The 14,589-nt window shown below is 65.1% G+C and carries 15 protein-coding genes; 12 read left to right on the top strand and 3 right to left on the bottom strand.

Translation table 11 applies throughout. The features are described from left to right. The first annotated feature begins 103 nt into the window (after nt 1-103). The 9 genes from H147_RS0100205 (at nt 104) to H147_RS0100165 (ending at nt 8,873) form a co-directional block, all read left to right on the top strand. The gene (locus tag H147_RS0100205; RefSeq protein ID WP_019953308.1) at nt 104-439 is read left to right on the top strand and encodes a PepSY domain-containing protein; all 336 of its coding nucleotides are present in this window, start codon (nt 104-106) and stop codon (nt 437-439) included. Further along, entirely contained in the window at nt 432-1,097 is a 666-nt protein-coding gene (locus tag H147_RS0100200; protein ID WP_019953307.1) for a cytochrome b/b6 domain-containing protein, read from the top strand. The genes H147_RS0100205 and H147_RS0100200 overlap by 8 nt, the downstream gene beginning before the upstream one ends. Nucleotides 1,098-1,272: 175 nt before the next feature. Beyond that, nucleotides 1,273-1,638 carry a hypothetical protein gene (locus tag H147_RS0100195; protein WP_019953306.1) on the top strand — a complete coding sequence of 122 codons (366 nt, stop codon included), beginning with the start codon at nt 1,273-1,275 and terminating at the stop codon, nt 1,636-1,638. A 37-nt stretch (nt 1,639-1,675) separates the two neighbouring features. Beyond that, complete coding sequence (locus H147_RS0100190; protein WP_026352115.1) at nt 1,676-2,146, top strand: DUF2271 domain-containing protein; 471 nt, start codon at nt 1,676-1,678, stop codon at nt 2,144-2,146. A 12-nt stretch (nt 2,147-2,158) separates the two neighbouring features. After that, nucleotides 2,159-4,369, top strand: coding sequence for a PepSY domain-containing protein (locus H147_RS0100185; RefSeq protein WP_019953304.1), 2,211 nt, complete (start codon nt 2,159-2,161; stop codon nt 4,367-4,369). Continuing rightward, nucleotides 4,350-5,330: an FAD:protein FMN transferase gene (locus H147_RS0100180; protein WP_019953303.1), complete on the top strand. Its 981-nt coding sequence runs from the start codon at nt 4,350-4,352 to the stop codon at nt 5,328-5,330. The genes H147_RS0100185 and H147_RS0100180 overlap by 20 nt, the downstream gene beginning before the upstream one ends. Next, nucleotides 5,327-7,243, top strand: a complete 1,917-nt coding sequence (locus H147_RS0100175) for a heavy metal translocating P-type ATPase (protein ID WP_019953302.1) — start codon at nt 5,327-5,329, stop codon at nt 7,241-7,243. The genes H147_RS0100180 and H147_RS0100175 overlap by 4 nt, the downstream gene beginning before the upstream one ends. Further along, nucleotides 7,240-7,941, top strand: coding sequence for a VIT1/CCC1 transporter family protein (locus tag H147_RS0100170; RefSeq protein ID WP_019953301.1), 702 nt, complete (start codon nt 7,240-7,242; stop codon nt 7,939-7,941). The genes H147_RS0100175 and H147_RS0100170 overlap by 4 nt, the downstream gene beginning before the upstream one ends. A 629-nt stretch (nt 7,942-8,570) precedes the next feature. After that, a complete protein-coding gene (locus tag H147_RS0100165; RefSeq protein ID WP_019953300.1) occupies nt 8,571-8,873 on the top strand; it encodes a GNAT family N-acetyltransferase in 303 nt (100 codons plus the stop codon). A 17-nt stretch (nt 8,874-8,890) separates the two neighbouring features. On the opposite strand, the gene H147_RS0100160 is transcribed toward H147_RS0100165, so the two are convergent. Further along, complete coding sequence (locus H147_RS0100160) at nt 8,891-9,805, bottom strand: EamA family transporter (RefSeq protein ID WP_026352114.1); 915 nt, start codon at nt 9,803-9,805, stop codon at nt 8,891-8,893. 403 nt (nt 9,806-10,208) lie between these two features. Between H147_RS0100160 and H147_RS0100155 the strand changes: the two genes are divergently transcribed. Genes H147_RS0100155 through H147_RS0100145 form a run of 3 tightly spaced genes read left to right on the top strand, consistent with a single transcriptional unit; the run spans nt 10,209 to nt 13,332 of the window. After that, nucleotides 10,209-11,453: an efflux RND transporter periplasmic adaptor subunit gene (locus tag H147_RS0100155; protein ID WP_019953298.1), complete on the top strand. Its 1,245-nt coding sequence runs from the start codon at nt 10,209-10,211 to the stop codon at nt 11,451-11,453. Then, nucleotides 11,453-12,658 (top strand): ABC transporter permease, encoded by a 1,206-nt coding sequence (locus H147_RS0100150; RefSeq protein ID WP_019953297.1) that lies wholly within the window; start codon nt 11,453-11,455, stop codon nt 12,656-12,658. The genes H147_RS0100155 and H147_RS0100150 overlap by 1 nt, the downstream gene beginning before the upstream one ends. Then, nucleotides 12,655-13,332, top strand: a complete 678-nt coding sequence (locus H147_RS0100145; protein ID WP_019953296.1) for an ABC transporter ATP-binding protein — start codon at nt 12,655-12,657, stop codon at nt 13,330-13,332. The genes H147_RS0100150 and H147_RS0100145 overlap by 4 nt, the downstream gene beginning before the upstream one ends. A 52-nt stretch (nt 13,333-13,384) precedes the next feature. Here H147_RS0100145 and H147_RS0100140 read toward each other — a convergent pair whose 3' ends face one another. Beyond that, nucleotides 13,385-14,140 (bottom strand): SDR family NAD(P)-dependent oxidoreductase, encoded by a 756-nt coding sequence (locus H147_RS0100140; RefSeq protein ID WP_019953295.1) that lies wholly within the window; start codon nt 14,138-14,140, stop codon nt 13,385-13,387. A 60-nt stretch (nt 14,141-14,200) separates the two neighbouring features. After that, nucleotides 14,201-14,581 (bottom strand): phage holin family protein, encoded by a 381-nt coding sequence (locus tag H147_RS19130; protein WP_162561607.1) that lies wholly within the window; start codon nt 14,579-14,581, stop codon nt 14,201-14,203. Between the last annotated feature and the right edge of the window lie 8 nt (nt 14,582-14,589).

Genomic DNA, 14,589 nt, shown 5'->3' with positions numbered 1-14,589 from the left:
CGCCTGACGCGAAGCTGACGCAGATCAGTTCACTTGCTTCAGCAGCCTGTCAGGTTTGTCGTGCATGGTTCGCCCAATATGGCTGCAACCTGGAGTTTGGCCCATGAAGACGATCCTGACAATTCTCGGCTTCGTCGTATTGCTTGCGCCCGGAACGGCGATGGCGGACGAAGATTGCTTTGTGCCGATGGCCGATTGGCAGCCGCGCGATGCCGTGGCGCGGCTGGCCGAAGAGAACGGCTGGACGGTGCGCCGTATCAAGATTGATGACGGCTGCTACGAGATCGACGGTCGCGACGCCGCAGGGCGCCGCATCGAGGTGACGATCCAACCCGCCACGCTCGACGTGATCGAGGTCGAATATGAAGACGAGGACGAGGACGAGAGCGAGGACGATGATCGTCCCCGCAGCGACCGGACAGGAGGCGACAATGACTAAGACATTCTTGCACGAGGCCCGGAACGACGGGTCACCCGCGACCGGCAAGGTCCGGGTATGGGACCCGCTGGTGCGGGTGTTCCACTGGAGCCTTGTCGCCGCCTTCCTCGTGGCCTGGCTGAGCGCCGAAGAACTGTCAACCGTCCACGAAATTGCGGGCTACGTCGTCGCGGGGCTGGTCGCGTTCCGCCTCGTCTGGGGATTTGTCGGCAGCCGCTATGCGCGCTTTGCCCAGTTCCTGAAAGGGCCCGCCGCCACATTGTCTTATGTCGGCGACATGACGCAGAGACGAGAGCGGCGCTATCTCGGTCACAATCCGGCCGGCGGCGTGATGATCCTCGTGTTGCTGGTGACGCTGGCGGGCACCGCGCTGACCGGCTGGCTGATGGCCGAGCCCGCGCGCCTCGCGATGCTGCCGCAGATGCCGCAGATCGTGGCCCCCGCTTGGGCAGACGCCGATCAAGACGGCGCCGAAAACGGGCTGGGCGGCGAGGAAGCGCTGGAGGAAGTCCACGAGGTTCTTGCGAACCTGATGCTTTTCCTGATCGCGTTGCATGTCGCGAGTGTGGTGATCGCGTCCTTTCGGCACCATGAAAACCTCGCGCAGGCCATGGTTACCGGCGACAAACGCGCACCTGCCCCCGGCGACATCGCCTGACCCCCCTGCATCAAGACGCCGCGGCCGGACATCATTTTGGCAGCACGTGGTCAAATGCCCCCGCAGCGGGGGCATTTTTCCTGACGCCAAGCTGAAGCCAGCCGCGTTCATGCGTCAGGAAACCCTCAGGTCGAAGGTCCAGAAGAGTGCAGAGCAAACATAAGGAAAGCCTGCCATGAAAAAGACCCTGACGCTTCTTGTCGCCTCCACCGCGCTGACGGCCGTGATCGGCACAACCGGCTGGAGTGCGATGGCCACCGCCCCCAACGCAATTCAGCGCCCTTTGACGACGCTCTATGAGGATGGCGCAAAGTCGTTGCCCGTCATCCTTGCCAGCGACGACGACGGCGATGATGACGACGAAAACCACGGCGCGCGCCGCGACCACGGCGATGATGACCACGACGAGGACTGCGAGGATGACGATGATGATGACGATTGCATTGGCGGCGCTCCTGATCCCGCGACCGCGGGCACCGCTGCCCCGCCGCAAAACGGGCTTTTCGGGAACGGCGCCCCACCACAGGCCCAAGTGAACTGAGCCTCCTGCGCACCCATCGAACCAAAGGATACACCTGATGAAATCACTTCTCGCAGCACTCGCCATGACCACGGCGCTGACACTTCCGGGTCTTGCCATGGCGCGCCCGGTGACACTGACCACGACGCTTAACAGTTACGGCGGCGACGGGGCCTATCTCGTGCTCTTCGTCACCGACGCCACAGGTGCCTATGCCGGCAGTCTCTGGATGGCCGGTGGCAAGTCGAAATACTACGAGCATCTGACCGACTGGCATCGGGTGACGAATGGCGACACCGCACAGGTGGACGGCATCACGGGTGCCAGCGTGGGCGCGGGTCGAACGCTCGAGATCACGCTCGACCTTGCCGATGCGCTGTTCGATGCGGGCTACACGCTGCACATTGACGCCGCCGTCGAGGACATGCGCGACAGCCCGAACGAGGTGGCGGTGCCGCTGACGACCGAAGGCGCGGGCGTGCCTGTGGCTGGCCGTCGTTACATCGCCAGCTTTGCCTACGACATGTGAGGCAAGAGTGTCATGATCCGCGCAATCCATCGCTGGCCGGGTCTTGTGGCCCTTGCCCTCATCACCATCCTCGCGCTGAGCGGGGCGGCGCTGTCGGTCTTTCCGGCGGCCGAGCGGATCGGCGCGGCGCAGCCGGAGACCGGCCTGACCGTCGCCACACTCGCGGCACGTATCAAGCTGGCTTATCCGGGCGTCGAGCAGATCCGGCGCCAACCCTCGGGCCGGATCACCGCCTATTGGTTCGATCAGGGCGCGCCAGGTGCCGCGGTGATCGACCCGGCGACGGGGCAAGGCGTCGCTTCGGCCGATCCCAATCGGATCGAACGTTGGCTGACCAACCTGCACCGCTCGCTTTTGCTGGGGGATGGCGGTCGCATTGCGATGGCCGCAGGCGCGGCGGCGATGCTGGTTCTGGCGTTTTCCGGCATCGCGTTGGTCATGCGGCGGGTCGGCGGTTGGCGGCACTGGTTCACGCCGCTGCGCGGTCCGCTTGCCGGACGGCTCCATGTCGAGATCGCCCGCATCGCCGTGATCGGTCTTGTGCTTTCCGCCGCGACGGCCCTTTGGATGACAGCCTCCACCTTCGACCTGCTTCCGGACGGTGCGGCCGCACTTGCCTTTCCGGCCGAGGTGACCGGGGATACCGGGTTCGCCCCGGATCAGATGCCCATTTTGCAACAAACGCCGGTCGCTGAACTGCGTGAATTGAGCTTTCCCTTTTCGGGCGATGTGACGGATGCCTACACGCTGAAAACCGACGGCGGAACCGGGTACATCGATCAGGGCAACGGTGCGCTTCTGGCATGGGCCGACCTGACCGGGTGGGAACGCGTTTCGGAAACCATCTATATGCTGCACACAGGGCAAGGTGCCGCGACGCTGGGTCTGGTCCTTGGGCTGATGGCGCTTGGCGTGCCCGCGATGGGCGCGACAGGCGTCCTGATCTGGCTTGCCGGACGGCGTGGGCGGCTGCGCATCCGGGGCAATCAGCCTGCCGGGCGCGCCAGAACGATCGTGCTGGTGGGCAGCGAGGGTGGCACCACATGGGGCTTTGCCGCAACGCTTCACGCCGCGCTGACCAAGGCCGGGCACAGCGTCCATGTCGGGCCGATGTCGGGCTATGCGCCGAGACGTCATGGCAGCGCCGAGCGGATCATCGTGCTTGCCGCAACCTATGGCGACGGGGCCGCCCCTGCATCGGCCAAGGGTTTCCTTGACCAGTTGAACGCCGCTGACCGCGCGCCGGACGCGCCCATCGCCGTGCTTGGCTTCGGCGACCGCAGCTTTCCGGCCTATTGCGCCTTTGCCGAGGCCGTGTCCGAGGCTGCCCGCGCCAAGGGCTGGGACGCGTTTATGCCGCCGGACACCGTCGACAGGCAATCGCCGCAGGACTTCGCGCGCTGGGGTCGCGCGCTTGGTCAGGCGATGGGGACGGATCTGGACCTCGTCCACACGCCGGTCAGCCCGGCGACACAGACGCTGACGCTGATGTCCCGGCGCGACTATGGCTCTGAAGTGCAGGCAAGGGCGGCGATCCTGCGGTTCGCGCTGCCGCGCGCCACGCTTTGGCAGCGGTTGACCGGGGCGGGATTTGCGCAATTCACCGCAGGCGACCTGATCGGTATCCTGCCCGACGGCAGCGCCGTGCCGCGACTATACTCGCTTGCCTCTGCACGCCGGGACGGATTCATCGAGATCGTCGTCAGAAAGCATCCCGGCGGTCTTGTCTCCACCCGCCTCACGGCGCTGATGCCCGGCGATACCGTCACAGCCTTCCTGCGCCGCAATCCAGGTTTTTATCCCGGACGGGGCCGTGCCCCGCTGATCCTGATCGGCGCGGGCACCGGCATCGGGCCGCTTGCAGGGTTCGTCCGCGGCAATGCGCGGCGGCGACCGATCCACCTGTTTTTCGGGATGCGCCACGCGGACAGCGATTTCTTTTATGGGCAGGACATGCCCGGCTGGCAGGCCGACGGCCGCCTGACCGGGCTGGTCACGGCAGTCTCGCGCGGGGGGGGGCGGCCTCACTACGTGCAAGACGCGCTGCGCGGCGACGGAGCGCAAGTGGCAGGCCTGATCCGCGACGGCGCGCGCGTGATGGTTTGTGGCGGTCGCGACATGGCGGCTGGCGTCACGGAGGCACTGGCCGAGATCCTCGCACCGTCCGGGCTTTCACCCGCCGTCCTCAAGGCAGAGGGTCGATATGTCGAAGATGTCTACTGAAAAGGCGCGCATCGCCCTGAACGGCCCAACCATGGGCACGCGGTGGTCGGCTGTGTTCTTTGTCGCACCTGGTTTCGACACGGCAGCGGTGCAGGAAGCACTTCAGGCGGCCGTGGACGCGGTCGACATGCAGATGTCGACATGGAAGCCCGACAGCGACCTGATGCGCGTCAACGCAGCGGCGGTCGGCTGCTGGCTGACCGTGCCGACGCATCTGCACGCTGTCCTGCGGCTTGGCCTTGAGATCGGGCGCGCCTCGGGTGGCGCGTTCGACATCGGCATGGGCGATGCGGTGACCGCCTGGGGCTTTGGGCCAGACGCAGCCGCGCCCGACGGTATCCGCAAGGCGATGGCCGCGCCGCGCCGCCCCGCGCATGACGTACTGGAACTCGACGGGATGGCGCTGCGCAAGACTGCGCCGGTCGCGCTCGACCTGAACGGCATTGCCAAGGGCTACGGCGTTGACCGGCTGGCCGAGACCCTTCGTGACCATGAGATCACCAACGCGCTTGTCGGGATCGACGGCGAGATGCGCGCCATGGGCCTGCGCCCGGATGGCACAGCCTGGACCATCGCGGTCGAGGCTCCGGACGCCGGGCGCCGCGCTCCCCGGTCGGTCCTTGCGTTGCAGGATGCCGCCGTGGCGACCTCGGGCGATTACCGCCACTGGGTCGAGGTGCACGGGCAGCGCCTGTCGCACACGATGGACCCAAAGCGCGGCGCACCGCTGATCGCCGGGCCCGCCTCGGTCAGCGTGGTCGCCCGCACCTGTGCCGAGGCCGATGCCTGGGCAACGGCACTGATGGTGCTGGGACCAGACGCCGGCGCGGCAGTCGCGGAAAAACACGGGCTCGACGTATTGTTCCTTGTGCGCGATGATCGCGGCGAGGCAAGTGGCGTTGGCGTCGGCGGGCTTTTCGCCCAAGCGCCAGCCCCAATCACCTTGACCAAGGGGGGATGAGCCGCGTGCAAAAGACCCGGACCGATCGTTTCAAGACCGCCATCCTGTTTGTCGCCACAGCAGGCCTGATCGCAGGGCTTGCGGGCTGGGTGCTGGGCAGGCCCGATATCGCGCACCTCTTCTGGATCGCGGGGGTGGTGCCCGCGCTTGCCGCGCTGATCATCGAGATATTGCGCAGCTTGCGCTCTGGCGAGGTGGGGCTCGACATCGTTGCGGCGCTCTCCATGTCGGCCGCGCTGCTATTTGGCGAGACTCTTGCCGCTGCGGTCGTCGCGGTCATGTATTCGGGCGGCACCTTCCTTGAAAGCTTCGCCGAGGGCCGTGCCCGGCGCGAGATGCATGCGCTGCTGTCCCGGGTGCCCCGCACTGCGACCCGCCACAGCGACACCGGGCTGCAAGACGTGCCGCTTGATGAGATCGCCCCCGGCGACCGGCTGTTGATCCGTCAGGGCGACGTCGTGCCGGTGGATGGCACAGTGGCGTCCGAGCTGGCCTTTGTGGACACCGCAGCCCTTACAGGCGAATCCTTGCCCGTCCGGCTGGAGCGCGGCACCGCAGCGATGAGCGGCTCGACCAATGCCGGTGAACCCTTTGACCTGACCGCAACGCATGAAGCGAAAGACAGCACCTATGCCGGGATCGTCCGGCTGGTCGAGGAGGCACAGGCGTCAAAGGCGCCGATGTCACGGCTGGCGGATCGCTGGTCGCTGGGCTTTCTGGCCATCACGGTCAGCATCGCCTTTGCCGCCTGGTGGTTCACCGGCGATCCGATCCGGGCGGTCGCCGTGCTTGTCGTTGCGACACCGTGCCCGCTGATCCTGGCCGTGCCGGTCGCCCTTGTGGCGGGCCTGTCGCGTGCGGCGCATTTCGGCGTGCTGATCAAGGGCGCGGGGCCGCTTGAGACAATGGCGCGTATCCACACGCTGATCCTGGACAAGACAGGCACACTGACGGACGGCCGCCCGCAGATCGTGTCGATCGCCAGCGCCGACGGCATGGCAGAGGATGACATATTGCGGCTGGCCGCAGCGCTTGACCAAGCGTCCAAGCATCCTGTCGCGCAGGCCATCGTCACCGCCGCAAAGGCGCGGGGCCTCGACCTGCCGCTGCCCTCCGGGGTTGCCGAAATCCCCGGCGAAGGGGTGACGGGCGATGTCGATGGACGCCACGTCATCGTCGGTGGTGATGGCTTTGTCGCGGGGCGGGTCGGGCGACCGTCGGGCGGTTTTCCGGCCACGGCTGCCGGATCTGTCGTCGTGGGCGTGGCGGTGGACGGCCAGATCGCGGGGCATCTGGTCATGTCCGACCCCTTGCGCGAAGGCGCGGGCGCCATGCTGGACGGGCTGCGCGCCCAAGGGATCGGGCGCATCCTGCTGGCCACCGGCGACCGGGCTGACGTGGCAGAGCGTGTGACCCAAGGGCTTGGCCTGGACGGCGTGCGGGCGGGCCTGACGCCGGATCAGAAGGTGCTGCTGGTCCTTGCAGAACGTCAGCACGGCCCGGTGATGATGGTAGGTGACGGGGTAAACGACGCGCCCGCGCTGGCCGCAGCCGACGTCGGCGTCGCGATGGGCGCGCGCGGTGCCGCCGCTTCGGCCGAAGCGGCCGATGTGGTGCTGCTGGTCGACCGGATCGACCGGCTTGGTCCGGGGATAGAGATCGCAAGGGCCTCGCGCAGGATCGCCGTCGAAAGCGTGATCGCGGGAATCGGCCTGTCGGTCCTTGGGATGATCGCCGCCGCTTTCGGCTATCTCAGCCCGGTGCAGGGTGCGCTTTTGCAAGAGGTCATCGACGTTGCCGTGATCCTGAACGCACTGCGCGCGCTGCGGATTGCGCCGCAGGAACCAACAATACCCCAAGCACTGGCCGTCGCTGCCGGTCAGTCCGATATCACACAAGGAACCACGCCATGAGCCGTCTGTCGCACGCCGAAATCCACAGGGTTCACCGGATCGGCTGGCTGCGGGCCGCCGTTCTCGGGGCCAATGACGGCCTCGTCTCGACCGCGAGCCTTGTCGTCGGCGTGGCCGCAGCCGGGTCGGCAAAACCCGAAATCCTGATCGCCGGGCTCGCCGGGCTTGTGGCCGGGGCGATGTCGATGGCGACCGGAGAATATGTCTCGGTGAGTTCGCAGACCGATGCCGAACAAGCCGACCTCGCCCGCGAAACCAAAGAGCTTGCAGAGACACCTGATGCCGAACGCGAGGAATTGACGCAGATCTATGTCGATCGTGGTCTAGACCGTGATCTGGCCGCGCAAGTCGCGCTTCAACTGACCGAACGCGACGCGCTTGGATCGCATGCGCGCGATGAGCTGGGCATCTCGGAGACGGTGACGGCACGCCCGGTGCAGGCCGCGCTGGTGTCCGCGCTGACCTTTGCCGTTGGCGCAGTGCTGCCGTTGATCATCGTGCTGCTGGTGCAGGAAACGCGGATCGCGCTGACGGTGGCGGCATCGACGGTCATCGGCCTTGCCGTCTTTGGTGGGTTGGGAGCCGCTGCCGGCGGGGCCGGCGTCCTGCGCGGGGCCTTGCGGGTCATGGTCTGGGGTGTCCTTGCCATGGCATCGACAGCCTTGGTCGGCGTGATCTTCGGGGTCACGGCTGGGTAACGGTCGTTTGCAGCACGCGGGCCACACACACTCCATTGATCTTGTTGCCAGGCAGAATCGCTGACGCAGGCGCCATCCGTCCGATCGGTTTTCTGCCACATGATCCGCCGCGATACGGTTGGCCGGCCGTTCTTGTCGGTCAGTCTCTCGCTATCGCAAGGTGGACGACAGGTTTTGTGGCGTCGTGGATTGCCATCCTGACCGTCATTGGCCCATCCGTTCAGACCGCGCAGGCCGGTGGCCGCAAACCTCTTGATGCTGGAATGGTTGGCAAAGCCACTTTGTAACCCTCATATTCAGGCAACACCGGCAAATCGCGGGGTCCGTTCGCCAATTTCGCTGCGTCGCCATCATAAAAATGTTTCAAAAGATACCTAGGGCCCACCTACTTCCGAAAGCGAAAGCAATTCCGCGGCTAATCGACATTTCTGTGCTGCCGGATCGTCAGGCGCGCGCGCTTCCGGCGCCGTCAGACGCAGACCTGCCGCTGGCGTCTAACGGGCTGGCGCCCCCCCGATGGCCGTGTTCGGTCAACCCTCTGGGAGCCGCGATCAAAGAGGACAGCATCGTTGACGCGGAAAACCGGTCAACGACCGATCAAAGACTGACATCCAACAGGAGAGACCGACATGCAGATCACCCACACCGTCACGGAGACCAAGGGCAGCTACAGCTATCGCAGCGACGACCAAAGCCCGGAAGCAAGGATGACCTATTCGCGGGCGGGCGATAAGATGATCATCATCGACCACACCGAAGTGCCAGACGTTTACCGCGGGCAGAACGTTGGATTGGCTCTCGTCGCGCGCGCCGTCGCTGATGCGCGCGAAAACGGGTGGAGCATCGTCCCTCTTTGCCCTTTTGCAGCAGCACAATTCAGGCGGCATCGCGACTGGGCCGACGTGCTGGATGGTCCGGCAAGGCCGAGGTGACGCAGTGAATGTCCCGGTCAGGGTTTCCCCGTTGCGGGCTTTCGGGTGACGCAGAAGATCCCCAGACCGATCGTGATGCCGCCGATCAAAAGCCCTGCGGGTATGTCCTCTGCGAGCAGCACAACCGACAAAGGTACGGTCACGATGGCAGCGACGGCCCCGAGCAGGCTCAGAATGACCGGCCCACCCACACGTTGCAACATGAAGAACACAAAGAACTGGCACGTGAAGGTGACACTTTGCACCATCAGCAAAAGCCACGCAGATGGTGCCGCGGGAATCGTCAGGCTCTGTCCTGTGGTCAGCCCCACCGCAAGCAGGATGCCACCGGCCGCAGCCAGCATGCCCGGTGCGAGTTCTTCGGGCTGCGCACCCGCAGGCCATCTGAGGCTGCGGTAGATATTGCCGATCGCCAGAAAGACCGGGATCAGCAAGGTCAGGCCGATCCACGCCAGTGACGCATCAGCCTCGTCCATCTTGCCAAGCGCCAGCCAGATCGCCCCGAACAAGGCCAGCGCAACACCAAAGGCACGCACAAGGTCAAAGCGTTCGATCCGCAAGAGCAGCGCGCCGAGATAGGTCAACAGCGGCGGAAAGGCGATGGACAAGGCGACGAACCCCGCGCCGACAACCGGCGCGGCGGTAAAGATGATCAGGTTGGGTGCCGCGACGGTGACCAACCCTGCGACCACGAAATATCCGATGCGCCCGTCGCCAAGGTGAAATCTGACCCCCCGCAACGTCCCGGTGACGAACAACAGCGCCGCAGCCGAGAGAATGGACCACGTCAGAAAAGCCACCGGGTTGATCCCCGCATTGCTGGACAGCTTGGCCAGAATGGTAGACGTCCCCAACATGCTGCCGGTAAACAGCAGGTAAATCAGCGCAAGACCGCGAGAGGGCGAAACGGTCTTGGCAGCTACTGTGGACATGGGGGCTCCTGCAGGTGGTCGGGTGGATGCGTCTTTGACGGATCAATCCCGCCGGATATGAGACAAGTAATGCTGTTTTGTGACACCTGCGACCGGTGCGCAAAAGATTCTGCTGGCAGGCACACATGCCCCTGCACGCCACGCTAACGTTTCTTGGAACTGCCGGAATCTGCATGATGGCACGCCGTCCGCGACATTGGGTTACGCCCGTCCTCGGTTTTTTGGATGTGGCGTGGCACAGCAACGGCCAGATGGCGAGGTTGTCGATAGCAGGGTGACGGCAACCAGGCGCGGCTTTCTTGCCGCGACATCCTATGTTCGGGCGGGATCGGCATAGCGCGGTTGCGCGCAAATCAGCCGGTGCGCCACCCGTTTTGCTGATCTGCATCAAGGCAGGACCACCGTGCTCGCCTATCTTAACCGAACGATCGGCGTGGCGGGAATCGCCACCCTGTCTGTGCGCATCGGGTATTTGGAAGGACTGGGTTTGGCATCGTCCACCACCACAAAGACGCCGCAAAACGGCCCCGCTCGGTCGCAAGATGAGACCGGACCAACGCCGCGCGTTCCAGCCTTGCGCCCGGTCGCGGACGGATCGACAACCACGCGCCGCCGCTGGATTTTCGGGGCGGCGGGACTGCTGGGGCTGGCCGTTGCGGGCTTGTTCTGGTCCCAGTTCTGGATGGCACGACCAATCCCCGTTGCAGTCGAGATCGCGTCCCTCGCACCGATCACACGGGTGCTTGCGGTCAACGGCCGGATCGCCGCAGCCCATTCCATTGATGTCAGGTCAGTGGTTTCCGGCAACCTTTCGAGGCTGTCTGCGGCGGAAGGCGACGTGGTCGAAAAAGACCAGATCCTCGCGCAGGTCGATGCCGCCGCACAGAATGCAATCGTCCGCCAGTCCATGGCTGCGCTCGACACGGCGCTTGTCGCGCAGCGGCAAGCCACCGAGACTTATGACCGCGCGGTTGCCTTGGGGGGCAACGTGCCAAGGGCCACGCTCGAAGCCAACGCCTTTGCCGTGCAATCCGCAGCGCAGGAGGTCGCGCGTCTGACGGCCTTGCTGAGCCAGGCACAGATCGTGCTTGAAACCTATACGATCCGCGCTTCGGTCGCCGGTACCGTGCTTGAGCTTGATGCCGAGGCCGGACAGATCATCGGCCCGTCCACGCGGCTGCTGACGCTGGCCGATCTGGGCAACCTGCTGGTCGCGGCGGATGTGGACGAGGTCTATGCGACGCAGATCGCTGTCGATCAACAAGCTGTCCTGCAATTGGCCGGAGAAACCGGGACACGTGCGGGCCATCTCAGCTTTGTGTCGCACCGCGTGAACGAGGCCACCGGCGGGCTTGCCATCAAGATCGCCTTTGACACCCCCGCACGCGCGCCCGTCGGCCTGACCGTGACAACGAACATCATCGTCGACCGGCGCGACGCCGCGCTTAGCGTTCCGCGCACAGCCTTGGTCGACGGCAACGGGATTTTCGTGGTCGCCGACGGCACGGCGCAATTGCGGCCCGTGACTGTGGTGGACTGGCCCGCCGCGCGCCTGATCGTGGACGCGGGCCTTGCAACAGGCGACGCGGTGATTGTGGACGCGACCGGCATCGTGGACGGGCAGACGGTCGCCGTGGATCAGCCCTGATGCTCTATGCTCTGAAGATCGCGACCCGCTATCTGACGGCGAACAAGGCGCAGACCGCGCTTCTGGTGACGGGCGTTGCAGTTGGCGTGTTCATCTTCATCTTCATGTCGGCACTGATCGGCGGGCTGGCCGAATTCATCCTGTCGCGCACCGTGGGCGACCTGAGCCATATCACCATCGAGGCCGAGACAGACGACCCGTCACTGCTGATCTCACCCGAGGGTCATGTACTGGTCGTGGCGGAACGCGGCCGGATGCGCACCGCGACACTGTCCGAGGCCGCGACATGGCTTCCGCTGATCGAGGCGGTTCCGGGGGTCAGGGCCGTCTCACCGCAGATCACCGGGGCGGGGTTCCTGACGCGCGGCGCGCAGACAGCCCAGGTCAGTGTCACCGGGGTGGAACCGGGTCGGGAATCCGCAATCCTCGACCTTGCGGGATACATGGTCGAGGGTGACGTGCGGCTTGGGTCCGGCCTGATCGTGGTGGGACGCGATCTGGCCGACGACCTAGCACTGTCCATCGGCCAGACGCTGCGGCTGGAAAGCTCGGATGGTGTTGCGGCGGCGCTGACCCTCGGCGGTATCTTCAAGACCGGCAACGGCGCGATCGACGGGGCGCGCACCTTCGTCAGCCTGTCGACCGCCCGGACGCTCTTTACGATGCCGCAAGGCGTGACACGGATCGAAATCAAGCTGGGGGATCTGAACGCCGCAGATGCCACCGCTGTGCGCATCCGCGCGCTGACGGGCCTTGATGCGGTGCCGTGGACAGATGGCGCGGAACAATTGATGGAGGCGCTGGATGCACAGGCGCAGACCGGCTATTTCCTCAAGACCTTCGCGCTGATCACCATCGTGATCGGCGTCGCTTCGGCGCTTTTGCTTTCCACCTACCGTCGCCGCCCCGAGATCGGGATCATGCGGGCGATGGGGGCGGGGCGCGGGTTCGTCGTTTTCGTTTTCGTCACACAAGGCGCGCTGATCGGGTTGTTGGGCGGCATCATGGGTGCCGTGCTTGGTTATCTCGCGTTGTTGCCGTTTCCATCGCGCGATGCATTCGAGGCCGGCACCCTGCCGATGGATATCACCCAAGGCTCGTATGGGCTGGCCATCACGTTGACCGTGATCGGCGCGATCCTGGCCTCGATCCTGCCTGCGCGCGCGGCCGCGCGGGTCGATCCCGTCACGGCGATCGGCCAATGACCGCGCTGCTGGAAGTGAGCGACCTTATCAAGACCTACGGGACGGGCGAGGCCGCGACACGGGTCTTGCGCGGTCTGTCGTTGCGCCTTGAGGCAGGCGAAATGGCCGCGCTTCTGGGGCCGTCCGGTTCGGGAAAGAGCACGCTACTGACGATCCTCGGCACCTTGATGAAGCCGACATCGGGCAGCTACGTGATGCTGGGTCAGGACATGATTGCCGCCGATGACAGGGCGTTGACCGGGTTTCGCAATGCCCACATCGGATTTGTCTTCCAGTTTCACAACCTGCTGCCGGATTTTACCGCACTGGAAAACGTGGTCTTCCCGACCGCTGTGCGGGACGGGCGCGAAACGCCCGCCGCACGCGCACGCGGGCGCGATCTGCTGACACGGATGGGGCTGGCCGAGCGGATCGACTTTCCCACGGCCAATCTGTCAGGCGGACAAAAGCAGCGCGTTGCCGTGGCCCGTGCCTTGATGAACAGCCCTGAACTGGTGCTGGCGGATGAGCCGACCGGCAACCTCGACCGGGCCTCTGCGATGCAGGTGATGGACCTGATCGGACAGATCAATCGCGAGGAAGGCACCACCTTCATGATCTCGACCCATGACGAAAAGATCGCGGCGGTGTGTCGCCGACAGATCGTGGTGGGGGATGGGGTTGTGACCGGATAGGCCAGGGTCGCCGGACGGGCTGACGCCCCAAGGGCACGCCACCCCCCTGCCCTCATTGCGCGGTATAGCCCCCGTCGACGAGGTGATAGCTGCCCGTGATGAAACTGGCCTGATCCGAAAGCAGGAAGCAGGTCAGCGCAGATACCTCGGCCACTGCGCCAAGGCGTCCGATCGGGTGCAGCGCCGCAATGCCATCCAGCGCGGCGGCGTCCAGATTCTTTTCAAGAAGTGGCGTAGCGATGAAACCCGGACCGACCGCATTCACCCGGACCCCGGCCTTTGCGTATTCGATGGCTGCAACCTTGGTCAGGCCAACCACCCCATGTTTCGCCGCCACATAGGCGCCCGCCGTTGCAAAGCCGACCGACCCGAGAATCGACGCCATGTTGACGATGGCCCCTCCCCCCGCCTTGACCATTTCGGCAAGGCCATATCGCATGCCATAGAACACGCCGGTCAGGTTGACATCGATGACCTGTTGCCAGCCATCAAGGGGATAGTCGCCGACCATTTGCGCCGGCCCCCCGATGCCCGCGTTGTTGACAAGCAGATGCAACGCGCCCGTCGTTGCCACAGCGCGCGCCACAAGGGCTTCGACATCTGCGGCAACACCTGTGTCGGTCTTTTGGGTCAAGGCTGCGCCACCGGATGCCTTGATCCGTTCGGCCACCGCGGACATCCCCGCCTCGTCCATATCGGCCAGGACGACCGTGGCTCCAAAACGCGCCAGATCCTGCGCGATTGCCGCACCGATCCCCGATGCCGCGCCGGTGACGATGGCTGTCTTGCCGTCGAAATCAAATGTCATGCTGCCTCTCCTGCAAATTTGATTTTCGGTAAGGGCTGCATTGCCGCCCTTTCACTTGTGTCAAGGTTCATGCTGCCGGTCCCGTCTGCCCGCGCCAAGATAGCGGGCCATCACATAAGCTGCCGTGAAAGCCATCCGAGAGGCGAAGTCGGTCTCATGGGTTGCAGATGCAGCGGGTTGCGGTGGCAGCGGGGCGGCGGCGGTCTTGTTCGCAGGGCGGTTTCCGGCCAAGGTCAGCAGGCCCCCCGCCAGAACGAGCAATCCGACGCCGATCAAAAAAGCCGCAGGCCCCGGCCCCAAGGCCAAGCAAAGCACCAGATACCCCGAAACCGTCAGGAACGCCAAACCTGCGGCGGCGGTCAGGCCACCGGCCAGAGCCAGCAATGCCGATCGTAGCAGTCTGCCCGCGTCCTTGCGGAACGCGCGGGTAACACCGCGCAATACGTGAT

The organism is Yoonia vestfoldensis DSM 16212, assembly GCF_000382265.1.
GTDB lineage: Bacteria > Pseudomonadota > Alphaproteobacteria > Rhodobacterales > Rhodobacteraceae > Yoonia > Yoonia vestfoldensis.
Note: the sequence above shows the minus strand (reverse complement) of the source record. Positions and strands in the feature narration are given on the sequence as shown.